Genomic DNA, 22,553 nt, shown 5'->3' with positions numbered 1-22,553 from the left:
GGCATAGCGTTCTGATCGGTGGATCTAGCTCTCGCGCGTGACCTGGATCGGTTCGCCTGACCGTGAGGAGACCCAGCACGGATCGGACGCGGTCTCGCCGACCTCAACGCTCTGCCATTGCTGGCAATCATTGAAAATGACAGACGGAATGATCGACTGGAGCTCAATGGAGATGGTCAGGTCAGATCCGCCTGCCGATATCCAATCCCCCGTTTGCCCACCGCCACTCGAACCGCCATCCGAATGTTCAGTGTCATGACAGTCATGCATCATCAGCCCGGTGTGGGCGCTATCATCATGGGGCAGGAAGTGGACATTACACTGAAAGGTCTCACCTTCGTAGCTGACGTCGAAAGAATAGTTTTCGCCATCAGGAGACGGGACGTCCTCCGCCATCGCGGCGGTCGTGATGAAGCTCGCCGCAGCCAGCGCAATAAGAGTTTTCATGAGCAAATCTCCCCTTTGGCGCGAGCAAACCACGCGACAACTTAACAAAGGGTGAGAAATTGTAAGGCAGCCAAATAAATACACGCACAAATCATGCATTTCATCCGGTGCAACCGAAAACTTGCTTAATCTTGACTAAACAAACCCGCCCTATTTCCGGCGCAACATGTGGAACCTGATGTCTGCGACACCGGGCTTCACCCAGCAGGGCGGCGCGTCCACCTCGCCCAGGGGCGTATCGGGCCAGCCCTGGCAGTCAGTCTCTTCGGTCAGAAAAGGCGGGTACGGATCGCCGCCCTCAAAACGGACAGAGTGCCCCGGTCTGATTGCCAGCTGGCCGGAGAAGCTTTGCCTTTCCCCGTTGAAGCCCGACGTGCTGCACTCAGCCTGATAGTCATACATAATGGGCATGTGAGCATCCGCCTCGCCAAAGGACATGTCCTCGCCATCCTCAGCGATCGTCAGCTCGCACTGATAGGTGTGGTGACGCGGCGCCTGCCCGTGCAGGAAGTCGATGTCATAGACCTGCCCGGCCGGTGACGGGGTGTCCTCGGCCAGCGCGACGGGCGCCGCAACCATCAGAAGGGCAGGCGCAAGGCTCAACAGGGCGGGCGTCATCATCAGTGTTCCTCGTGTCATTCGGCATCAGGCTCACCCGCCAAGGCCGCGCGCGTCTCTTCAGTCTGGGCTTCGAAGCGGGCGAGCAAGTCAAACTCGACCTCGGCCACGCGTACGATGACCGCATCGGTCAGATCACCTGACGGCGTCACCCCCAGCGCGTTCAGGTCTGCCCGGTCCGCGACCGCCAGACTCTGAGCCTCGGCTTCCTGACCCGCCCCGTAGCGGGCGATGGAGCGCGCCATGCCCGTGACAAAGGCCTGCAGGCTTGCTGCGTCCTCGGCGCTGATCTCACCGGTTTCACGCTGGCTGGCCAGCGTCTGCATCGCGGTCTGATAGGGGGACCAGCTCTCCGCGACCGCGTCCAGATCAACGCTGGCGACGGGCGAGCCATCCCAGTCCGCCCCGCCATAATGGCTGAGATAGGCGGCGATGTCGGACGGCGCGGCGTTATAGGCGGTGCGCCAGTCATGCGCCGTCGCGCCATTGAGAGCAGCGCCCTCCCCCGAAGCAATCACCAGCGTGGGCGTTCCGAAAGTTCCCTCAAGGCCAAAGCGATGCAGCTGGTCCTGATTGCGATGGCGATGGCCCACATCCACACGGGCAAGCACGTAATGATCGCTCACAAGGCTGGCGAGCCGGTCATTCTCGTCCAGCGCTTCCGCCAGCGCGACGCTGTCATGGCACCAGTCGCCGCCAAAGACGATCAGCGCCTGTTTGCCCTCATCACGGGCCTGCGCCAATGCCGCATCGATGACGGCACTGGCGTCTGCGTTTTCGGGGTAGAGCGGGGCCTCTTGAGCCATCGCGGCTCCGGTCAGGCCCAGCACAAGCGCCGCACTGGCGTTCAAAATCAAGCGGATCATCAGGGCGCCTCTATCGGGTTCGTGTGACCTGGACCGGCCCACCCCGCAGCGAGGACATCCAGCACGGATCCATCACCGTTTCGCCTTCTTCGATGATCGGCCATTCCAGGCAGCCATCGCCCCAGAGTGCAGGCTCGCCCAAAGGTTCGATATGGATGTAGAGATCGCCGCCATGTGTGAACGTCCACATGCCCCGCGTGCTGTCGCCATTGTCGCACAGCATGGAGATATCGCCGCGATCTCCGCCGAGCACATAGGACTGGAAATCAACCTCGCATGCGCCCAGCTCATCAAGCTCGACGGCGTAGACCTCGCCTATGGAGGAGGGCCGGTCCTGCGCGACAGCCCCGGCGCTCGTCAGGGCCAGGAGCGACAATACGGATAGTGCGGTTTTCATGCGTATCCCCCTCTTTGAACCCAGCACAGCATGGCGGCGCTTAACAAGCGGTGTCGCGCGCCCGGCCCGTCTCAAAATTCCTGATGCGCGCCCGCTCGTTTTGCTCTAAATGCCGCTCGCCGCGGGCCGGGACGGGAGGCCGTCCACGCGCGGTGGGTCTTACATCACACGATGTCCAATACGGCGTTTGACTGCGTCGCCTGCGGAGCCTGCTGTTTCAGCAAGCATCCGCGCTATCTGGTCCTGCTGCCCGAAGATCGGGACCGCAAGCTGCCGCCTGAAAGCCTGTTTCAGGAGGGCGAGCGCAGCTTTGTCGACTTTTCCTGCGGGCATTGCACCCATCTCAAACTCGAGACCGGCCAGGCCATCTGCGCGGTCTATGAGGAGCGTCCCGAAGCCTGCCGCGCCTTCCGCGCGGGCAGCTTTGAATGCCAACGCGCCATCCGCGCCAACGGCATTATGGGCGAAAAGGTGCGCCAGACCGAACAGGTGGCCTGAAGCGCAACGCCTGGCCCTAGCCCACCCTGTAGAGCGAGATGATGGACGGGCCGCCCTCGCCGGAATTGATCCAGCACGCCTCGGTGGCGGTCTCGCCCACTGCCATGTCGGGCCAGAGCTCGCAATCATGGGCGAAAAAACGCGCCGTCGCGGGATCGCCCGTGTCGAGCATGAAGCTCACGCGCTCGCCCTCCAGCCGCCATTGCGTCGCAAGCCCCTCAGGATAGCGTCCGCTATTCGGGTCACAATTGACCATGACCCAGGCCGACTGATCGCCCTCATCCTCAAGAAAATTGACGCTGCAAGTGACCGCGCCCGACAGCGACACGGAATAGCTCTGTCCTGACGGGCTGCGCACGTCCTGCGCGGACGCCCCGCCCGCAAGGGCTGCGCCCAGCAGTATCGCGGCGCTCACGACCAGACCCGGTTTCATGCTGGCTCTCCCTGCCCAGACCGCTATTGCACCCGCGTGGCGGAACCGAGCTCAAGACCCTCGCCCGCGCCATGACCCAGCCAGCACAGCTCGCCCGCATCGAGAGACTCGCCCACGGCATAGCCCGGCCAGTCGCCGCAAATGTAAGTCAGCTCACCCTGATCGCCGGTATAGGTGAAGAGGATCTCTCCCTCGCCCGTGCGGACCCAATTGCCCCAGCCCACGCCCGAGGGCGGCCAACTGACCCCGAAAATCTCGCTGGCGAGCACCGCATCCAGATCCATCGAGCCATCGGAATGGATAGTCAGATACCCGTCCATCTCCGCCGAAATCCGAAACCGGCCCTCCGGGTCGGCGGCGTGTGCGCTGGCGGTTGAGGCGAGGGCCATAACGCCCAGCGCCAGACCGGCTGCAGCGGTTTTCAAAAAGGCTGTCATGGCTATCCCCCTTTGCCTATGGCGCAGAGCCTGCGGGATGAGGGGTGAAGGGGGCGTGAATGGGGGGACTTCCCATTTTTCACCTTAAGGAAGGTATCTACGCATGCGACGTGCGCCACTAGCCAATATCTTAAAGATCACATGCACAGCCAAGTTGAGACGCTTTTCCGACACCCAAATTGATTTATGTGCCGCTAGGGACGCCCGTCACTAATGACCGGCGCCCCTGCTAACGTTCAGAGTGATAAGGGGCTAGGCTGCAGCAGACCTGTTTAGCAGCGAACCTAACCGCCCCCTCCAACCTTCGGTATGAGGAATACGTTCAATAGCGTAGTTTCCGTGAATAATTTCACGTTTGGTCAACTGAGACAAACGCTCCCAGTCCTCTCCAAAAACATAAACCGCATTTCCGAACTCGATAGCCTCAAGGACGACCAGCCCACGATCCTTGAAAACATAAGCGATGTACTCGCGAAACCCACCCTGACCAACGAAAGTCTCTGACGGCTTGAACTGAGCGAGATACTCTTGCCGCTCAAGAATTGGATCTTGCGACCTTTTAGCCCTGCGTCGGGTCAGGCTTTCAACATGACCACGAATAACTTCCCAAGGATACTCACCAGAAGGCAGCATCCTCCAATTGACGCGCTTGGGATTAGGGATTGATTTCTTTCCCACATCCTGCGGAGCGAGAAGCACCGCACCAAACAACTCGAGAAAAAGGTTGGTGACATGAAGTAGGTCATCTTGGTCAGTCTGCTTCCAAGGAATCGGTGGGCTTACAAGCCGGTACCCATCGGCTTCGGGCATAACTGACAGCTCGATGCTAGGCGCTTCGATTAACTCCCTCGGATAGCAGAGCCGATAGATGTCTTTTGTTTCCTCACGCTCCACCGTCTCATGCCGACCGTGGCGCTCTTTCCAAGTCCAGCGGATTGTATGCGTGTAGCGCTGCTCTTTCGGCAAATCGCGGCGAATGTTGAACTTTCCGCGCGCATTGAATCGGCTCACGGCTCCCATTGCTCGAGGAAGAAAGGTAACACCTTCTTCAAGAGGGAGTTCTGGACCCGCTAGCTTGCGGACTGTGTCAGCTGTCACAACATCGGAACTAACATCAATCATGGTTCCTGTTGGAACATGGCTGAGCCAGCGCCCAAGATTTCGAACACGAGTTTTAGATAGACGGATCAAAACCGCCTCCTCTGATTAGAGGCAGGTCCGATCTTGACGAAAACGTCGGTTCGACTCATTTTGATCCGACGATACACACACGTCATCGGCCTGCCGATGGCTTATCGTACTGGCCGCTGAAGTTGCAGCTTCAGCGGCCTACTAATTTGCAGCGATTCGCAAAGCTAAAGCCATCTGCTTGTTGTCAAGCAGATGTTGTGTATCGATCGCCACGATACACAATATACTGTATCTGGAACATACTGGCAACACGAGCGCGACTCAACGCCAATAGATTGTATTGTCGAGGTAAATCCCTTTCAAATCGGTGCTATTCGGCTTTAGGTTGCCAAACTGTGGAGGAAGCAGAGCAGAATCGACTGCTCGCCTCCTCACCACCAGCCGCCCTAATCAATCGGATCGCGTTTCTCGCCTTTTTCGTTGAGATAGATCTCGGACCCCTTCGCCTTGAACTCCTCGGCTTTCTCGGCCATCGCCTCTTCGACCTCGGCGTTGAAGTTTGGCGACCGGGCCGTGCCAAATTCGTCGCGGATTTCCTGGGTGATCTTCATCGAGCAGAATTTCGGCCCGCACATGGAGCAGAAATGGGCAACCTTGTGGGCTTCTTTCGGCAGGGTCTGATCGTGGAAATCACGGGCGGTGTCGGGGTCGAGCGACAGGTTGAACTGGTCTTCCCAGCGGAACTCAAATCTAGCGCGTGACAGCGCGTCATCGCGCAGCTTGGCCGCCGGATGGCCCTTGGCGAGGTCGGCGGCATGGGCGGCGATCTTGTAGGTGATGACGCCGGTCTTCACGTCGTCGCGGTCGGGCAGCCCGAGATGCTCTTTCGGCGTCACATAGCAGAGCATGGCGCAGCCGAACCAGCCGATCATCGCCGCACCGATGCCCGAGGTGATGTGGTCATAGCCCGGCGCAATGTCGGTGGTGAGCGGGCCGAGCGTGTAGAAGGGCGCCTCGCCACAGGTTTCGAGCTGCTTGTCCATATTGGCCTTGATCTTGTGCATGGGCACATGGCCCGGCCCTTCGATCATGACCTGACAGCCCTTCTTCCAGGCCACTTGGGTCAGCTCGCCCAGGGTTTCGAGCTCGGCGAACTGGGCGCGGTCATTGGCGTCGGCGATGGAGCCGGGGCGCAGGCCGTCACCCAGCGAGAAGGAGACATCATAGGCGCGCATGATGTCGCAAATCTCGTCAAAGCGCTCGTAGAGGAAGCTCTCCTTATGGTGCGCGAGGCACCATTTCGCCATGATCGAGCCGCCGCGCGAGACGATGCCCGTCACCCGGTCCGCGGTCAGCGGCACATAGGCGAGGCGCACCCCGGCGTGGATGGTGAAATAGTCCACCCCCTGCTCGGCCTGCTCGATCAGCGTGTCGGCGAAGATGTCAAAGGTCAGGTCCTCGGCGACGCCGCCGACCTTCTCCAGCGCCTGATAGATCGGCACGGTGCCGATGGGCACGGGCGAGTTGCGCAATATCCATTCGCGGGTGTTGTGGATGTTCTTGCCGGTGGAGAGGTCCATGACCGTGTCCCCGCCCCAGCGGATGGCCCAGACCATCTTGTCCACCTCTTCCTCAACCGATGAGGCGACGGCGGAATTGCCGATATTGGCGTTGATCTTCACCAGGAAATTCCGCCCGATCACCATGGGCTCCAGCTCGCCATGGTTGATATTGGCGGGGATGATGGCGCGGCCGCGCGCGATCTCGTCGCGCACAAATTCCGGCGTCACAAATTCTGGCACCGCGGCGCCAAAGCTCTCCCCGTCCGCATGGCGGATATGGGCGTCATGCAGCGCCTGGGCGCGGCCAAGATTCTCGCGCTCGGCGGCATAGATCATCTCGTCGGTGATGATGCCGGCTTTCGCAAATTCATACTGGGTGACGGGGGCCGAGCCCGTAGCGCGCAGCGGGCGGTGACGCACTGGAAACTCGCGCGCCAGATACTTGCCCGTCGCGCCGCCATTATCGAGCGGGCTCGGCTCGCGGCCCTCATACTCTTCCACGCCGCCGCGGGCTTTCACCCAGTCGATGCGGGTGCGCGGCAGGCCCTTCTCCACGTCAATGGACTGGTCGGGATCGGTATAGGGCCCCGAACAGTCATAGACGCGCACCGGCGGCTCCATCGCAGTGGGATGAAGCTCGATCTCGCGATGGGGCACCTTCAGATGCGGCGCGGCCTTGGGCGAGGAATAGACACGCGATGAGCCCGCCAGCGGGCCGGTGGTCACGGTCGGGGTCGGAAATTCGGCCTGGTTGGTGGGCTTGTTCATGAGAGGGGTCCTAGGGTTTTGGCGATGATCGCCTCAGCGGCGTCTACGTCCGCGAGGTCGTAAAGGTGAAACTCGTCTTTCGGATCGACTGCCCGCAAAGTCAGGCCATGCCCGTCGCGTGTCATTGCGATGATGCGCTTAAGCTCAACCTGTTCATAAACTTGGGAGTTCGGCTGCACCGCCACCAAACGAGAAGAGGTGAGCATGTAGTCGAGCCAGACGTACTCGCCGCGGTTCTTTTTCCGAATAAGTGTACGTATCAAAGTTCCTGAAATGACGCAGCTTATGGCCAACAGACTCAATCCAAGAACTTGTCCAATGATGCCTTCAGTGAAGACCGCAATCATCCCGCCCAAGATCACAGCCGCAAAACTTACTGTTATGAGCTCAGCTTCAGCAGGGATTACATCGATCCATCTGGTATTGGTACGGCGTGGTTGATCAGGACTGGACCTATCAACCCAGATCAAACGCTCACCGGCCTCCAAGGCCTCTTCGAGGGATGAAGCGCTCTTAAAGTGCATCCAACCCCAGCTCCCGTTGGCGCTTCTTCGTCAGCCCTTGCGCGGCAAGGGCATGCGAGGCGCGCAAATGGTCGGTGAGGTCTTCGTCAGAGACGGCGGCGTCAGAGGTGCGCTGGATCCAGGTCATACCGCGGCTGGCGAGATAGGGCGCGGGGCGACAGCCTTCGGCGTCACGCAACACTTCATAGACGATCTCGGAGCATTTGAAGGTGATGGCGAGTGCGGGCTCGTCGCTATCCTTGTCCGGCCAGCCGCCAATGGCGAAGACTTTTCCCTTCTCGAGCCCGCCCACTTTCCAGACATGGGCGCCGCCCCACTGGACCACATGGGCCGCGTGGGGAAGGGACGAACAGAATTGGTTATACTCTTCGAGCGTCATCGCGCTGCTCCATCCCGCCGCCGGCATGACCCGGATCCGGTCCTGAGGGTGACGTCTCAGCCCCGCACGACCACCGCACGGGACACCCCTTGGAACTGACGCCACACTGAAGACGACCGACGCGCTTGGCAAGGGTTTGCGTTCAGCCAGGGCTGGGCAACGGGGTCCGCCTTCGCTATACTCGGCGCAGATAAAAAAAGACCCGCCCGGGGGGACCGGAGCGGGTCTGAAGTCCAAAGCAGAGCCGACGGGAGCAATCTCGTCGGCTTTTTCGCGTCTTAGGTGGACGAGAAGTTGGCCGAGATCATCCGGGCGACGGCGATGGCGTCGGAGATGGTGTCCACGGAATAGATCTGCATCACGCCCTGGGTGGAGGCGGCCTGCGCATTTGTGAAGGCGTGCGACTGGGCGTTCACCGCGTTCTCGAACATCAGGCCGTGCGAGTGCGCCAGCGCCTGATAGACATTGCCCATGGCCATGGCCGGGGCTTCGCCGACCACTTTGACATTGGACTGGGTCACGGCATCGGTGACCTGGGAATTCACTTGCTCGTTAGCTTGCGTCGTCATGTTCTGTCCTCATTGGTTTTCGTGGTGAAGGGCAGACCCGTGGCCGAGGCCCTGTGAGCCGGATCTGCCGGGTTTTCTGCGGCGCTGACGCCTTCAGAAACTTGGGAAAATCAGTCCTGCTGGACGTTGACCGAAGGGCCGCCGATCGGGTTCCAGATGCTCTCCGCGCTGCGCCCCATCGTCAGGATGTAGGCGACGCAGGTGGCCGTGGTGGCGGCGGCGGTCTGATTGTTCAGAAGCTGGGACTGGACATTGCCTTCAAACAGCTTGGCCAGAGAGCTGGCGCTGGCGTTGGTGGCGATGTTCTCGTTGCTGACAACCGACAGCTCGTCGATGGTCAGGGTAATCTGCTTGTCGTCACTCATGGTGTGTCTCCTTTAGCGATGGAAGGCGTTGAGCTTCTGGGCGATGCGGGCCTGGATCATCGCCGTGCGGCGGGCGATGGCGGCGGACTGTTCCTGCTGGCGGGACTGCGTCGCCTGTTCGAGCTTCTGGCGGATCTCCGCTTCGTTCTGAGGCGTGGCCTGCCTTGCTCCACCCTGCCCCGGCTGCGCCCCCAGACCGGGAATGGGCGGCAGATCGATGGGCGTGTCCGGGATCGGCGTTTGCGGAATGGACGGGTCGGGGATCGAGGGATCGGGGATGGACGGATCCGGGATCGGGGGGATGTGCACACCCGGATCAGCCTGCATCTGCGCCCATATCTGGTTGAGCACCTCGTTCAGCGGTGCGACCTGGCGGGCGACCTCCCGGGCGATCTGGTCCTGAAGGCTCATCTCAGACGCCCCCGCCACCCGCCAGCGGCGGCGCAGGTTGCTCGGCGTCCACGAAGGTTCCGACCATGCCGGCTGTGGCCCGGCACAGACCGCCCAGCGTGGACAGGCCAATGCCCCAGTACTTCATGGGATTGTCGTCTTCACTCAGGCCTGCGGCCGCGAGCGCGCCGCCGCCGAGCGTGGCCAGCGCCCCGACCACCTGCAAGGAGCCGATGATCCATTTCTTGGTCAGCTGGGTGATCCGCAACGCCTCGCCCGTCGCCAGCTGGCTGGGCTCGGCGAAGATCAGACTGGAGGCGATGGCCGCCACCAGATCCGAGGTCCGCCCCTCCAGTCGCCGGGTCAGCTCGGCCACTTCCTGATTGGAGAGCAGGCTGAACGCGACCGTGCTGGACTGGGTCGTGAACTCATAATCACCCAGCGCATTGGCTTGCAGCATCAGGGTCGTGGACAGGATGTTCTGCGTCGGCGGCATGATCTGCAGGATGCCGTTATGGTCGCCCTGGGAGATGTCGCTCACCGTGGTGTAGGGCGCGATCGTCACGATCAGGGTCACCTGCCCCGATGCCCCGGTCTGGGCGTAGCTGATCAGAACCAGACCACGCTCATTGGCGCCGCCTTCGATCAGAAGGCTGGTATAGCTGGAGAGATCGGGCACGAAGACAGGCCGCATCAAAGGGCTCATCCGGCTGCCGGCCAGCGTGATCTGCACCACGCCATTGCCGCTCTCCTCGGCGCCCAGAGCGCCATAGTGAAGGCGGGGGGCGCCCTGCGCGCTATAGCTCTCCGTGATCGGCTGCACATAGGCCAGCGAGGACGCTTCAGCGAGGGTCTTCAGGCCCGGCGCGAAGACAGGCTTTGCGAAGGATGACCCCGATGTGGTCAGCGTATTCTGGGCAGTACACGACATGGCTTCACCCTTTCCTGCTGGGCTTGTTCGGTTCTGGGCAGGCCCGCGCACGGGCGCCCGTCTGATGGGCTGGGCGCGTCTCATCACGCAAAGTCAGTCTTGATGGTGCTGGCGGTGGTGGTGACCGATCCCGAGAAGGTGATCAGCGAGGTCTGCCAGGTGGCCAGCTCCTGAAGCGCCTTTTTGCCGGTATCCTGCGTGGCCGGATCGAGCAGCAACGCCATCGCCTGACCTGAGGCGGCGAGGACCAGTTGTTCGGAGCCCTGCATGTAGCCGCGCAAATCCTCGAGCATCATCACGGCCGCCTGATCGGCGAGCGGACTTTCCAGCGCGCCAAGCACCTCGCCCGTCTGGGCGGTCAGTTGCGCCTGGTTGAAGCTGGCCGCCTTCTGGATCGGCGTGGTCGCCGTGGGCAGGTTGGCGGTCTGCAACTTGTCGTCAGCTGAAGAGATCGTGGCGTCCGCCAGCTTCTGGGCGTCGGCAACGGCGTCTTCCAGCGCCTCGTCTTCCGCGACCTGCCCGGCTGTCTGCGCCGAGCCCCCCAACTTGGAAGCGGTCTTGCGCGACCGGGAGCGGGGCGTTCTGGATGTGGGCTGTCTCGCCATCTGGTGCTCCTTCCGGCCTAGCCGCCGTTAATCTTCGCGATCGCCTGGGCGACGATCGAAGGATTGAGCTGATTGAGGTTCTGCTGGTTGGACACAGAGTTCGACAGCGCCAGACCATTGGCGTTCGCCAGACTTTGATAGAGCGCGCCAATCGCTACCGCTGGCGCTTCGGCCAACACACCGACCGCGGTTTGCGATACCGCATCGGTAATCTTCCCGTTGACCTCGTCATTCGTCGCCATGTCTCGCCTCCTGAGTACCCGTTAACCAAACACAACCAATGCGAGAGTCGCTACGGCGACAATGTCCCTTGCGTTGCAGATTGACTTCGCGCTTAAATTGAAGCCGAACAAAGAAGGAACCGCACTCCTGCGGATAAAAACAGCCTAGGGGAGAGACAGGGTGACTTCTTACTGCATCGATGACGGCCAGATGGAGACACTGGCGGAACCACCCCAAAGCGCTGATGCGCCTTACAAATTAATTGCGCCCAAGCTGGACGCCACGCAGGACCCGAGTCTGGTGCAGTTTATCGAGGCGCACTTTGACGCCCTCAGCCCGCACCTGAACTGGTTCACCGTAGAGTTGTTTTTTCAATGCGGGGTCGCGCGCGGCCTGGCCTATCTGGACCGGCACGCCTCGCGGCGGATCAGCACGCAGAAAGTGCTCGCCGACATTCCCGGCTCGCCGCGTTTCACCTCGGTGGTGATGAACAATGCCGGACAGACCGGCTATGTGGAGATCCAGTCAAAGTCCGGATTTATCGAGAATATCCGGCGCTTTATCGCCGTTGAGGCGCTCAATGCGGGCGCGTCCACCGCCGAAGTGGCGCATCTGTGCGGCATCAGCCTGCGCACGGTTCAAAGGCTGCAACGGGTGGGTGCGCAGGACCGCAGAGGCGGAGCCACATCCTGAAGGTGTGCGCCCACATGACAACGCCGACGCCACAGGGCGCCGGCGCTGAAATGAGAGATGTTACGAGGCCCTAGCGTGCCGCTGCTTCCACCGCACGCATGACGCGGAGCAGGTTGCCGCCCCAGATTTTGGCGATGTCGGTTTCAGAATAACCACGCGCCATCAGCTCGGCTGTGACCGCCGGGGTGGTGCTGGCGTCATCCCAGCCGCCAACGCCGCCGCCACCATCAAAGTCCGATGCAATACCCACATGATCGATGCCCGCCACCTCGACTGCGTGATCGATATGGTCAGCAAGGGTGGAGATCGTGATGTCGTTCATCGAGGCCCGCAGCGCGCGCAAACGCGCCTGATAGGCATCCCGCTGGGCCTCGCTGGCGCTGGCGAAGGCTTCCCGGCTGGTAAAGCCCATCTCCTCGGCCAGCGCGCGTTCGGCCTCAGCCAGCTCCGGATCCACCTCCCCGATATAGCGACGGAAAGCGACCATCTGGGCGACGCCGCCATTGTCGCGGATCGCCCGCAATTGCTCGTCATCCAGATTGCGCGGATGGTCATAGACCCCGCGGGCGCCCGAATGGCTGGCGATCACCGGCGCGCGGCTCAGCGCGATGGCTTCCATCATGGTGCGCTTGCCCACGTGAGACACGTCCACCATGACGCCCAGATCATTGAGCTCACGCACCAGGCCCCGTCCCAGCTCGGTCAGGCCGGGATCCTCGGTCGGATCGCCCTGGGCGAGGTTCGGGTTCGAGCTGCCGCCAAACTGGTTATTGCCGAAATGGGTGATCGAGACATAGCGCACGCCGCGCTCGGCCCACATGGCCACATTGGACAGGTCCTCGCCCAGCGGCCAGGAATTCTCCATGCCGATCAACGCAACCAGACGACCGGACTCATGGATGGCTTCCACATCATCCGCCGTGGTCGCCAGCGCGATCTGGTCGGGATAGCCGCGGATCATCCGCATGATGGCCTGATACTTGTCCTCGGCCTGCGCGGCGGCGTCCTCGTAGCCGATCGGGCTGATCGTGCCCTGGCCGACATAGACAATGAAGAAGGCCGCATCGAGCCCGCCATCACGCATTTTCGGCAAATCGACCTGGGCGCGGGTGAAACCGCCCGGATCGAGCGCCGCCGTGGCGTAGCCCTGACCAATGTCCACATGGGTGTCCATGGTCAGCACGCGATCATGCAGGGAACGATCCGTCGCGCCCAGCGCCTCGGCGCCGCGCAGCGCGTAGGCGCCTTCATCCGCGACCGGGACATAGCCCGCCTCTTCGGAATACTCCACGCTCACACAACCGGTCAGCGCCAGCGCTGCAACGCCTGCCATCCAAGCCTTCATCGCCCTCTCCCCTGTTTTATAGGACAGCGAAGGCTAGTCCCCGCCGGGGCAGAGGGGCAAGGCCAAGGCGCGGCCAAGCATAAACACATGCGTGATCAGCGACGCTGGAAGCGCGCGTCCTCATAGCTCAAGGCGATGATCTCGCCCGCTGCATTGCGCTCAAATTCCAGCGGCAGCAGGTCATCCAGCGGGTGCTGCTGCAGGCCGAATACATCCGGCTGCGCAGGTTCCCCCGTAAAAGCGTAATCGCCCCAGGCGGCGTAAAGGCGCCCCTCTTCGATCCGGACCGTCACAGGCGCATACATCGCCGGGTTCTCATAGACGCCGACATAGTCTGACAAAGCGGCCTCGTCGGGAGTCCAGCTCCAATCCCCGAACGCCGGATCAGCCCGGTGCGCCTCAACGCTTTCAAGCCGCTGCTCCAGCAGGCGCTCGACCCGCAGCGGATACTGCCGCTGGCGTTCAGCCATCCACATATCCGCATCTTCATGGTCGATCACGAACTGCAGGAACTGGATCATGGTGCGGCTGGTCAGCCAGCCCGTCATGTTGTCGGAATTGGAGAATACGCCGATCCCCACGCCCAGATCGGGCGAAAACGCCATCATGGTGCGCGCGCCGGTATAGCCGCCGCCATGGGCGTAGAGCGTATGGCCTTCAAAATCGCAGACATTCCAGCCCAGTGCATAGCCATAACAGGGCAGCTCATAGGCATTGCGCGCATCCCGGCTCACCTCGGCGGCGATGGTCTGGGCGTCTGTGATGATCGCCTCGGTCAGACCGCTGCCAGCGGGTCCCTCGCCGCGCAGATTCATCTGGAGCCAGCTGATCATGTCATTGGGCGAAGTGGTGATCCCGCCCGCAGACTGCATTTGCCCGTCTGTCTTGGGCCTCACTTCAAACCAGCCGCCCTCAGGCCCGGTCCAGATATGGTTCCAGCTCTGCTCATCGAGACTGAAGTCAGACGTGCGAGCGCTGGTGTGCTCCAGCCCGAGCGGCGTGAAGACCTCTTCATCCAGCCAGTCCTGCCAGGTGCGCCCCGTCGCCGTCTCCAGGATCGCGCCATAAAGATTGTAGCCCAGATTGCTGTAGTCAAAGCCGGGCTTGCGCGCGGTCATCACCGCCTCGATCAAAGCCGGATAATCCGCCGGATCAACACGGGTGACATAGGCTTCGAGCATTGTGATCAGCTCCGCCTCGACCGGAACCTGATGGCTCAGAAGATCGCGCAGTGTCCACGCCGCCGGGTCCACCCCGTCCGGAAAGCGCACATCCGGCCAATGATCAGCCAGGGTGGAGTCCAGGCTCAGCACGCCTTCCGCATCCAGCCGCGCCGCCAGCAAACCCATATAGGCCTTGGTCTGCGACGCGACATAGATCGGCGTATCTGCGGTCAGCGGCGCGCCGGTGCTGGCCCGGCGCACGCCCTCCACATGGCGGATCAGAACCTCGTCTGCGGTCACTGCCACGACGGCATAGCCCGGACCCAGATCCGGGAAGCCCGACAGAAACTCTTCCATCCGCTCCGCAGCCGCTTGCGGGCTCTGCGCCACAGACAAGGCGGGCAGGATGCTCGCGCTCAGTACGGCGGCGCAGACAGTCAGACCCAAGTTTCGCAAATCAGCCTCCAGGACAAAGTCTCATCAAGGCTTCAGCTTAGGCGCATCGACGAGACCGCTCTTGAACGCTTGTAACCTCTGACGGCGATGCGCACACATCCCTGAAAACCCGCATCAGCGTGCGTGGCGTCAGACCCGTTTCAGCTTTCAGCGTCCGCGCAAAGTGCGGTTGGTCGGCAAACCCGGCCTCGAACGCCGCTTCTGCGACCGTCGCGCCTTGCTCCATCAACGCCCGCACCGCCCGTCCCATCCGGGCCCGGCGACGGTCCAGACTGATCGGAGCGTGAAAATATCGACTATAGGCGCGCGACACGTGCACGCGATGCACCCCGGCCTCCTCGGCCAAGGCCTCGATATTGGCTGCATCGGGATCTTCAAGCACGGTCTCCCGCACACGCAAGAGCCAGCCGGGCGTTTGCGCATCCGTCCCCTCTGACTGCTCAGACAGCAGGGCCACCAGATCATCAAGCGCGTCCTGAGCGGACTCACGCTGAGCCGTCACCGCAGACACCAGAGCGCCGATGTGCGTCGCGGATGGCGCCGGCGCCCAGCCCCAGCCCGCCCCCATAACCGTTTGCGGTTCGGCATTCAGCGCCAGGATCAGCGCGCCCTGCGGACCATAGCGGTTTTCATGACGGACGCCGGCCGCCTTGAAGCCGGTCTGGCGGGCGCCGGGTCTTGCACTGTGTGAAGGTGTGTCTTCGGCAAGTCCGCCTGACAGGATGATCGAGCGCTGGTCCACGTCATGGGCGTGCTCGGCCATGTAATGGCCGGACGGATAATAGCTCAGCACCAGTTCGCCTTGCGCGCCCTGATGAAGCCGACGCCTTTGCGGCGCCAGGGCGATACGGGCGGCGGTTTCAGCGGATGCAGACGTCTCGGACACAGGGGCTCCATAACAAAGGGCCGACGAAGGATCGCCGGCCCCTGTCAGGATGCAAGTGACGATCGTGTCAGATGCAACGCAAGTGCGCCCGGATCAGGCGTCCGCCTCAGCCTCGGCTTCGGCATAGGCCTGACCACTTTTGGCGGAGCTGAGCGCCTGCTTGAGCAGGTTGCGCCCCACCGAGTCCACATCGTCTTTCTCCAGCTCGGTCTCGCAGGCCTGCTGCAGGAAGCCCTCACCATCATCGATGGCCTTGAGAGCAGTCTTCTCCTCTGAGCCGAAATTCTTGCTCATGCCGGTCAGCAGACGGTGCAGGCTGCCCAGCGGACCGCCCTTTTCCTTGGGCTCTTCACCCTGCAGGCGCACATGCGCCTGGAACTCGGCGGTGATGGCGGCGCGTTCGGCGATCTTCTTCAGGAACTTCGCCTTGTGCGCATAATCATCGTCACACAGATCAGCAGCCATCTCATAGCCACGTCGGCTGTCGATGAGGATCGGGATAATATTGTTCAGTGATTGTGCGGTCTGGTGTCCCATGAGGACCTCCATTCAAGATTTGGGGATGAGCGGCGGCGGCTCTAGGCCGCTGCAGCGTTGACCTGGGTTTCGGCGATGCGCGTGAGCTCACGATCACCGCCATAGGTCTCATCCAGACAGTCCTGCAGAACTTCGGCGTCAGCTTTCAGACCCTGACGCTGGGCGAAGGCGCGGACCACGCCATAGCCGGCCAGCGCGTAATGGGTCATGCGTTGGGTCTGGGCGATGATCGAGGCGTCGCGCACGGCGTCATCGCTGATCTCGGCGTCCAGGGCATGGGCGCGGACTTCCGAGACCAGACCTTCCATGCCCTTGCAATGTTCGCCCCTGGGGTCAGCGCCATGGTCCTGGATCAGGCCTTTGACCTTTTCCATGCCCTTGCTGATGCCCACAACGCTGCGCTCGAGCGCTTCCTTGAGGTCGGGATTGGAGGCGGCCTTCACAAGCTCCTTGGAGACGGACAGCGATTGCTTGTCCGCGCTGTAAAGGTCCTGAAGCTGGTCGATATAGAGATCTTTCAAGCTGTTCATCACACGTCTCCTCAGCGGGGTGGCGATCCACGAACAGGGACAATGGGGGGACGGTCACAGGTTCGCGTTCGGGTATCGTGCCGACTCAACGCCTCCGGGCAGGACGCGTTCCAATTTCCCTGCAGGCGCAACGTGCTGCGGCGCAAACAAAAAGGGCGGCCCGAGGGCCGCCCTTTGTCGTTCATCTGTGCTGAGGATCAGCCCTTGAAGGGATCCTGCATCAGGATCGTGTCGTCGCGTTCAGGGCTGGTGGACAGCAGCGCCACCGGCGTCTCGATCAGCTCCTCGATGCGGCGCACATATTTCACGGCCTGCGCCGGAAGGTCCGCCCAGGATCGCGCGCCCGCAGTCGAGCCCGACCAGCCTTCAAAGGTTTCATAGACCGGCTCGACGCCCGCCTGGGCGCCCGTGCCGGCGGGCAGGCGGTCATACATCTCGCCATTGAACTTGTAGCCGATGCAGACCTTCAGCTCGTCAAAACCGTCGAGCACATCCAGCTTGGTCAGCGCCACGCCGTTGATGCCATTGATCTTGCACGACTGGCGCACCAGCACCGCATCGAACCAGCCGCAGCGACGCTGGCGGGAGGTGACGGTGCCGAACTCGCGTCCGCGCTCACCGATCTTCTTGCCGACGTCATCGGTCAGCTCGGTCGGGAACGGGCCTTCGCCCACGCGGGTGGTGTAGGCTTTCACAATGCCCAGCACATACCCGACCTTGCCCGGGCCGACGCCCGAACCGGCGGCGGCCTGACCCGCGACCGTGTTGGAGCTGGTCACGAACGGATAGGTGCCGTGATCCACATCCAGAAACGCGCCCTGCGCCCCCTCGAACAGGACCTTCTTGTCGTCCGCCATCGCCTTGTCGAGCGTGCGCCAGACCGGGTCGGCGAAGGGCAGGATTTTCGGCGCGATCTCCAGCAGCTCTGCAACCAGCGCATCAGGATCCGCTTCCTCGACACCCATGCCGCGACGCAGGGCGTTGTGGTGATGCAGAAGCTCGGTCACCCGGCGACGCAGTTGCTTTTCGTCCGCCAGATCGATCACGCGCACCGAGCGACGGCCCACCTTGTCTTCATAGGCCGGGCCAATGCCGCGACGGGTGGTGCCGATCTTCATGCCGTCATCGCGATTCTCGCGCATGGCGTCGAGTTCGCGGTGGACGGGCAGGATCAGGGTCGCGGTTTCCGCTACGCGCACCAGTTTGGGGCTGATATCCACGCCCTGCTCGCGCACTTTCTCGATCTCGGAGATGAAGGCCCAGGGATCAACGACCACGCCATTGCCAATGAGGGACAGCTTCTTCTGCACGACGCCGGACGGCATCAGCGACAGCTTGTAGGTCACCCCGTCCACGACCAGCGTGTGACCGGCGTTGTGACCGCCCTGAAAGCGCACGACCACGTCGGCGCGATGAGACAGCCAGTCGACAATCTTGCCCTTGCCCTCATCGCCCCATTGGGCGCCGACAACCACAACATTGGACATCGCGCATACTCCGTATCGCGGAAAAACCGGGGGTGGCTTACGCGCTTCTCAGCCCAGGGGCAAGAAGCGCGCTGGCAAAGCGCTGTGGACGCCTAGTCCGCCGGGTTGGAAAGCGCTTCGTGATAGGCCCAGTCCAGCCACGGGCCAAGGGCGACCACATCGTCGGCATCAATCGTCGGACCACACCAGATGCGCAGACCCGCCGGGGCCTTGGGGTGGGGAATGACGTCAAACGCCGCTTCCTCACGATCCAGAAGCACGCCCATGCGGCGCGACACCGCCCAGCGCTCCTCCTCGGACTTGCCCTCAAGTTCCTTGCCGGAAAACTTCAGCGTCACAGAGGTTTGCGAGCGGGTGGCCGGCTCCTGGGCCAGGAAATCGATCCAGTCGGTCTTCTCGACCCAGTCCGCCAACGCATCAAAATTGGCCTGCGTCCGGTCGATCAGCGCCGAGACGCCGCCCTCTTTCGCCGCCCATTTCAGCGCGTCGAGATAATCCTCGGTGCACAGAAGCGACGGCGTGTTGATGGTGGAGCCTTCATAAATCTTGGCGGTCTCATCACCCGCTTCAAACAGCTGCAGGATGCGCGGCACCGGCCAGCTGGGGCGATACTCGCGCAGGCGCTGACGTGCGCGCGGGCTGAGGATGGCAATGCCATGCTGGGCTTCGCCGCCCATGCATTTCTGCCAACTGAACGTGGTCACATCGAGCTTGGACCACGGCAGATCCATCGCGAACGCCGCCGAGGTGGCGTCACAGATCGTCAGGCCCTCGCGGTCATCCTTGATCCAGTCGCCATCGGTCACGCGCACGCCCGCCGCCGTGGCGTTCCAGGTGAAGACGACATCATTGTTGAAATCGACCTTGGAATAGTCCGGCGCCACGCCATAGGGGGCGTGATGGATGGTCAGGCCTTCAGGCTTGAGCTCGTCGCGGGCATCGATCAGCCAGCGGCCGCCAAACTCGTCACACGCCAGCACATCCACGCCGCGCGCGCCCAGCATGGACCACATGGCGCCTTCCATGGCGCCGGTGTCGGAGGCCGGGGTGATAATCACCTTGTAGTCGTCCGGAATCTCGAGGATCGCCGCGGTGCGCTCGATGGCTTCGGCCAGACGCGCTTTCGGCGTGCCGCCCCGGTGCGTGCGCCCCAGCGGGGCGGCGGCCAATGCAGAGAGTTCCCAACCCGGACGCTTCTTGGTGGGCCCGCAGGAGAAGCGGGCGTCATTGGGGCGGTTGGTGGGTTTGAGAACCGTCATGACACGATGACCTCAGCTTTATGACAATGGAGGTTCACCGGTAGGCCGTGCTGCATGTGCGGTCAATTGCGCAAAGGTTGGAAAATCCTCACTTGACCCTCTTAGGCCCGAAGCGTAGCGCAAAAGCCATGACTGATTATCGCGCCCTGTTCGACATCCCCGCCTCCACCGCCTATTTCAACGCCGCCCAGTCGGGTCCGCTGGCGATCCGCACCGCCGAGGCCGGTCATGCGGCCTTCCGCAACAAGATGGCGCCCTGGCGACACACCACGAACGCGCTGTTCTTTGACCTGCCCGAAAGCGTCCGGGCGGAAGCGGCGAAAGTGTTCGGGGCTGCTGCGGACGACATCGCCATCGTGCCCGCCGCCTCCTACGGGCTGGCGACGGCGGCGCGGAATATTGCGCTGAAAGAGGGCGATGAGATCGTCATCCTCGACGGGCAATTCCCCTCCAATGTCTACACCTGGCGCGCACTGGCCAAACAGACCGGCGCGGTGATCCGCACGGTGTCCCGGGCAGAAACCCAGACCTGGACGGACGCCCTGCTGAACGCCATCGGCGAGAAGACCGCGCTGGTCGCCTGCGGCGCGCTGCACTGGATTGATGGCGGGCGGATTGACCTCGTCGCCGTCTCGAAAGCCGTGAAGGCGCAGGGCGCAGCGCTCGTGCTCGACCTGACGCAATCGCTGGGCGTTATGCCGTTTGACCTCAAAGCCGTTGATCCCGATTTCGTGGTGGCGGGCGCCTATAAATGGATGCTGGGCCCCTATGCCACCGGCTATCTCTATGTCGCGCCGCGCCACCAGCAAGGCGTGCCGCTGGAAGAGAACTGGATCAATCGCAGCGACGCGCAGGACTTCACGCGCCTCATTGATTATCGCGACACCTATGCGCCGGGCGCGCGCCGCTTTGACATGGGCGAACGCGCCAATCACCAGCTGCTGCCGGCCGCGCTAGAAAGCTTGCGCATGCTGAACGAGATCGGGATTTCAGAAGTCGCCCGGCTTTGCGCGGCGACCAGCAGCGCGATCAAGACAGCGGTGAAACCGCTGGGCCTTCACGCCGACATTCCCGATCAGGCGCCGCATTATCTGTCACTCAGCCTGCCTGAGGACGCGCCGTCTGACTTGGCGGGCCTGTTGCGCGAGCAGGATGTGCACGCATCCCAGCGCGGGCCGCGCCTGCGGATCAGCGCCCATATCTACAACACGCCTGAAGACGTGGACCGCCTCGTCTCGGCCTTGAAAGCCATACTGGGATGACGCCTGACGCTCCGGGCCCCAAAGGCTGGGGTGCGCTTGGCCTGCTGGCGCTGGTCTGGGGCAGCGCGTTTGCGTTCATCGCCGTTGCCGTCGACACCCTGCCGCCGTCCCTCATCGTGCTGGGACGATTGAGCCTCGCCGCCGTCATCCTGACCGGCTGGGCGCTTTACCGCCGCCGCCGCTTTCCACCCCTCAAGGATGTGCGCTGGCTCTGGTTCCTCGCGCTTGGCTTTCTGGGCAACGCCCTGCCCTTCACCCTGATCGCCATTGGTCAGAAGACCGTGCCGTCGGGGATCGCGGGCATTCTGATGGGGATGATGCCGCTGACCGTGATCGCCGCGGCGCATTTCATCCTGCCCAATGAACGTCTGAGCCTCAGGAAAGCCTCGGGCTTTCTCATCGGCTTTTCCGGCATTGTCATCCTGATGGGACCTGCGGCCTTGAAGGGCATGCTGGAGGCGGACTTTCTCGCCCAGCTTCTGATTTTTATCGCCACGTTGAGCTATGCCGCCAACGCGGTGACCTATCAGGCCTCGCCCGAAACCGCGCCCAGCGTCATCGCAGCAGGGTCGATGATCTGCGCGGCGCTGTTGAGCCTGCCGGTGGCGCTCTACGACCTCATCGCCGGTCCGCCGATCCTCCCCAGCCTGCCCTCGATGCTCGCGGTGCTGGCTCTGGGGCTCTTGCCGACCGCACTCGCCACCATTGTCTATATGGGCGTGGCGCGGAAGGTCGGCGCGTCGTTCGTGGCGCTGATCAATTACATGGTTCCGGTGGTCGCCGCGGTGATCGGGCTCCTGCGCGGCGAACCCATGACGCTCACCACGATGATCGCGCTCGGCGTCATCCTGCTCGGCGTCTATGTCGCCCGCCGCAAGCCGAAGCCCGCACCCTAGTCGAGATCGCCCCGAACCGGCGCCTGGGCGAATTCAGACGCGTTGACCGTCCAGCCATGCTGGACCGGGCCATTCCCCTTGCCGAATTTGGGCGCGCGGCGGATCGCTTCGTAAAGGTAATCGCCCGCCATCTCGACCGCGCGATCCAGCCCCAGACCTTGCGCCATCAAAGCGGCGATGCCGCTCGCCAGCGTGCAGCCCGTGCCGTGGGTATGACGGGTATGAATGCGCGGGCGGGTGAACAGGCGTACGCCATTGCGGGTCGCCAGAAGATCAATGATCTGAGAGCCCTCCAGATGCCCGCCTTTGATCAGCACGGCCTTTGCACCTATCTCCAGAAGCTCATCGGCGGCGGCGCGCTGGTCATCAAGATCCTCGATCGTCCCGCCCGCAAGCACGGCGGCTTCAGGCGCGTTCGGGGTGATCAGGCTGGCGCGCGGCAAGAGCAGGGTCCGGATCGCCTCGGCCGTGTCCTCGCTGATCAGCTTATCGCCAGAGCCAGCGACCATGACCGGGTCGACGATCAACGGCAGGCCTGCGGTTTCGGCCTCATCCAGCGCCTTGACCACGGTTTCAATGGTGCTGACGCTGGCGAGCATGCCGGTCTTGATGGCGTCGGCTCCGATGTCAGACAGCACCGCCTGGATCTGGGCCGCAATCACGTCGTCCGGGATCGGGTGTACGCCGGTCACCCCTTGGGTGTTCTGAACGGTGACCGCAGTGATCGCGGTCGAGGCGTAGCCCCCCAGCGCCGTGACCGTCTTGATGTCGGCCTGAATGCCCGCGCCGCCCGAGCTGTCCGACCCGGCGATGATCAGCACCCGGCCCTTGGGATCTTCAAACTGGGTCTCGTCGAGCGTGTCGCTGGCGTCGGTCATGGTCGTGCTCCGTCCTGTG

General features: G+C 62.6%; 28 protein-coding genes and 1 riboswitch. Of the genes, 4 read left to right on the top strand and 24 right to left on the bottom strand.

Translation table 11 applies throughout. The features are described from left to right. Positions 1-24: 24 nt before the first annotated feature. The 4 genes from ACFELO_RS02135 to ACFELO_RS02120 all read right to left on the bottom strand — a co-directional run bounded on the left by ACFELO_RS02135 (position 25) and on the right by ACFELO_RS02120 (position 2,328). Positions 25-447, bottom strand: coding sequence for a hypothetical protein (locus tag ACFELO_RS02135; RefSeq protein WP_440958930.1), 423 nt, complete (start codon positions 445-447; stop codon positions 25-27). 150 nt (positions 448-597) lie between these two features. Then, positions 598-1,068, bottom strand: coding sequence for a hypothetical protein (locus ACFELO_RS02130; protein ID WP_440958929.1), 471 nt, complete (start codon positions 1,066-1,068; stop codon positions 598-600). A 14-nt stretch (positions 1,069-1,082) separates the two neighbouring features. Next, positions 1,083-1,931, bottom strand: a complete 849-nt coding sequence (locus ACFELO_RS02125; protein ID WP_440958928.1) for a thioredoxin family protein — start codon at positions 1,929-1,931, stop codon at positions 1,083-1,085. Positions 1,932-1,941: 10 nt separating this feature from the next. Continuing rightward, complete coding sequence (locus tag ACFELO_RS02120) at positions 1,942-2,328, bottom strand: hypothetical protein (RefSeq protein WP_440958927.1); 387 nt, start codon at positions 2,326-2,328, stop codon at positions 1,942-1,944. A gap of 171 nt (positions 2,329-2,499) precedes the next feature. Between ACFELO_RS02120 and ACFELO_RS02115 the strand changes: the two genes are divergently transcribed. Next, positions 2,500-2,826 (top strand): YkgJ family cysteine cluster protein, encoded by a 327-nt coding sequence (locus tag ACFELO_RS02115; protein WP_009801833.1) that lies wholly within the window; start codon positions 2,500-2,502, stop codon positions 2,824-2,826. Positions 2,827-2,842: 16 nt separating this feature from the next. On the opposite strand, the gene ACFELO_RS02110 is transcribed toward ACFELO_RS02115, so the two are convergent. The 12 genes from ACFELO_RS02110 to ACFELO_RS02055 all read right to left on the bottom strand — a co-directional run bounded on the left by ACFELO_RS02110 (position 2,843) and on the right by ACFELO_RS02055 (position 11,162). Then, a complete protein-coding gene (locus tag ACFELO_RS02110) occupies positions 2,843-3,259 on the bottom strand; it encodes a hypothetical protein (RefSeq protein ID WP_440958926.1) in 417 nt (138 codons plus the stop codon). A gap of 23 nt (positions 3,260-3,282) precedes the next feature. Next, positions 3,283-3,696 carry a hypothetical protein gene (locus ACFELO_RS02105; RefSeq protein WP_440958925.1) on the bottom strand — a complete coding sequence of 138 codons (414 nt, stop codon included), beginning with the start codon at positions 3,694-3,696 and terminating at the stop codon, positions 3,283-3,285. A gap of 252 nt (positions 3,697-3,948) precedes the next feature. Further along, entirely contained in the window at positions 3,949-4,887 is a 939-nt protein-coding gene (locus ACFELO_RS02100; RefSeq protein WP_440958924.1) for a hypothetical protein, read from the bottom strand. 386 nt (positions 4,888-5,273) lie between these two features. After that, a complete protein-coding gene (gene thiC / locus ACFELO_RS02095) occupies positions 5,274-7,157 on the bottom strand; it encodes a phosphomethylpyrimidine synthase ThiC (RefSeq protein WP_440958923.1) in 1,884 nt (627 codons plus the stop codon). Then, on the bottom strand, positions 7,154-7,681 hold the full coding sequence (locus tag ACFELO_RS02090) for a hypothetical protein (protein ID WP_440958922.1): 528 nt from the start codon (positions 7,679-7,681) through the stop codon (positions 7,154-7,156). Before ACFELO_RS02090 ends, thiC begins: the two co-directional genes overlap by 4 nt. After that, positions 7,671-8,060, bottom strand: coding sequence for an MmcQ/YjbR family DNA-binding protein (locus ACFELO_RS02085; RefSeq protein ID WP_440958921.1), 390 nt, complete (start codon positions 8,058-8,060; stop codon positions 7,671-7,673). The genes ACFELO_RS02090 and ACFELO_RS02085 overlap by 11 nt, the downstream gene beginning before the upstream one ends. Beyond that, positions 8,056-8,160, bottom strand: a riboswitch (TPP riboswitch). It overlaps the preceding gene by 5 nt. A 178-nt stretch (positions 8,161-8,338) precedes the next feature. Beyond that, positions 8,339-8,629, bottom strand: coding sequence for a RebB family R body protein (locus ACFELO_RS02080; protein ID WP_009801838.1), 291 nt, complete (start codon positions 8,627-8,629; stop codon positions 8,339-8,341). 110 nt (positions 8,630-8,739) lie between these two features. After that, on the bottom strand, positions 8,740-8,994 hold the full coding sequence (locus tag ACFELO_RS02075) for a hypothetical protein (protein WP_440958920.1): 255 nt from the start codon (positions 8,992-8,994) through the stop codon (positions 8,740-8,742). A gap of 12 nt (positions 8,995-9,006) precedes the next feature. Beyond that, complete coding sequence (locus tag ACFELO_RS02070; protein ID WP_440958919.1) at positions 9,007-9,405, bottom strand: hypothetical protein; 399 nt, start codon at positions 9,403-9,405, stop codon at positions 9,007-9,009. 1 nt (position 9,406) lies between these two features. Further along, on the bottom strand, positions 9,407-10,315 hold the full coding sequence (locus tag ACFELO_RS02065) for a hypothetical protein (protein ID WP_440958918.1): 909 nt from the start codon (positions 10,313-10,315) through the stop codon (positions 9,407-9,409). Positions 10,316-10,398: 83 nt separating this feature from the next. Further along, positions 10,399-10,920, bottom strand: coding sequence for a hypothetical protein (locus ACFELO_RS02060; protein WP_440958917.1), 522 nt, complete (start codon positions 10,918-10,920; stop codon positions 10,399-10,401). A gap of 17 nt (positions 10,921-10,937) precedes the next feature. Then, a complete protein-coding gene (locus tag ACFELO_RS02055; protein WP_440958916.1) occupies positions 10,938-11,162 on the bottom strand; it encodes a RebB family R body protein in 225 nt (74 codons plus the stop codon). Positions 11,163-11,322: 160 nt separating this feature from the next. On the opposite strand from ACFELO_RS02055, the gene ACFELO_RS02050 reads away from it, so the two are divergent. After that, complete coding sequence (locus tag ACFELO_RS02050) at positions 11,323-11,835, top strand: hypothetical protein (protein WP_440958915.1); 513 nt, start codon at positions 11,323-11,325, stop codon at positions 11,833-11,835. Positions 11,836-11,905: 70 nt separating this feature from the next. Here the strand turns inward: ACFELO_RS02050 and ACFELO_RS02045 are convergent, their stop codons facing one another. The 7 genes from ACFELO_RS02045 to ACFELO_RS02015 all read right to left on the bottom strand — a co-directional run bounded on the left by ACFELO_RS02045 (position 11,906) and on the right by ACFELO_RS02015 (position 19,498). Further along, complete coding sequence (locus tag ACFELO_RS02045) at positions 11,906-13,180, bottom strand: dipeptidase (protein ID WP_440958914.1); 1,275 nt, start codon at positions 13,178-13,180, stop codon at positions 11,906-11,908. Between the two features lie 95 nt (positions 13,181-13,275). Next, positions 13,276-14,799 (bottom strand): serine hydrolase, encoded by a 1,524-nt coding sequence (locus tag ACFELO_RS02040; RefSeq protein WP_440958913.1) that lies wholly within the window; start codon positions 14,797-14,799, stop codon positions 13,276-13,278. 37 nt (positions 14,800-14,836) lie between these two features. After that, positions 14,837-15,685, bottom strand: coding sequence for a helix-turn-helix domain-containing protein (locus ACFELO_RS02035; RefSeq protein ID WP_440958912.1), 849 nt, complete (start codon positions 15,683-15,685; stop codon positions 14,837-14,839). A gap of 93 nt (positions 15,686-15,778) precedes the next feature. Next, positions 15,779-16,222, bottom strand: coding sequence for a PA2169 family four-helix-bundle protein (locus ACFELO_RS02030; RefSeq protein WP_440958911.1), 444 nt, complete (start codon positions 16,220-16,222; stop codon positions 15,779-15,781). Between the two features lie 41 nt (positions 16,223-16,263). Then, positions 16,264-16,752, bottom strand: a complete 489-nt coding sequence (locus ACFELO_RS02025) for a DUF892 family protein (RefSeq protein WP_440958910.1) — start codon at positions 16,750-16,752, stop codon at positions 16,264-16,266. A 197-nt stretch (positions 16,753-16,949) separates the two neighbouring features. Next, positions 16,950-18,239, bottom strand: coding sequence for an adenylosuccinate synthase (locus ACFELO_RS02020; protein ID WP_440958909.1), 1,290 nt, complete (start codon positions 18,237-18,239; stop codon positions 16,950-16,952). 92 nt (positions 18,240-18,331) lie between these two features. Further along, positions 18,332-19,498, bottom strand: coding sequence for a phosphoserine transaminase (locus ACFELO_RS02015; RefSeq protein WP_440958908.1), 1,167 nt, complete (start codon positions 19,496-19,498; stop codon positions 18,332-18,334). A gap of 128 nt (positions 19,499-19,626) precedes the next feature. Between ACFELO_RS02015 and ACFELO_RS02010 the strand changes: the two genes are divergently transcribed. After that, positions 19,627-20,760: an aminotransferase class V-fold PLP-dependent enzyme gene (locus ACFELO_RS02010; RefSeq protein ID WP_440958907.1), complete on the top strand. Its 1,134-nt coding sequence runs from the start codon at positions 19,627-19,629 to the stop codon at positions 20,758-20,760. Then, positions 20,757-21,656 (top strand): DMT family transporter, encoded by a 900-nt coding sequence (locus ACFELO_RS02005; RefSeq protein ID WP_440958906.1) that lies wholly within the window; start codon positions 20,757-20,759, stop codon positions 21,654-21,656. Before ACFELO_RS02010 ends, ACFELO_RS02005 begins: the two co-directional genes overlap by 4 nt. Here ACFELO_RS02005 and thiD read toward each other — a convergent pair. Then, positions 21,653-22,534, bottom strand: a complete 882-nt coding sequence (gene thiD / locus ACFELO_RS02000) for a bifunctional hydroxymethylpyrimidine kinase/phosphomethylpyrimidine kinase (protein ID WP_440958905.1) — start codon at positions 22,532-22,534, stop codon at positions 21,653-21,655. The two genes, ACFELO_RS02005 and thiD, sit on opposite strands and share 4 nt — an antisense overlap. Positions 22,535-22,553 lie beyond the last annotated feature (19 nt).

This window comes from Oceanicaulis sp. LC35 (assembly GCF_052055585.1).
Classification (GTDB): domain Bacteria; phylum Pseudomonadota; class Alphaproteobacteria; order Caulobacterales; family Maricaulaceae; genus Oceanicaulis.
This window is presented reverse-complemented; position numbering and strand designations above follow the sequence as displayed.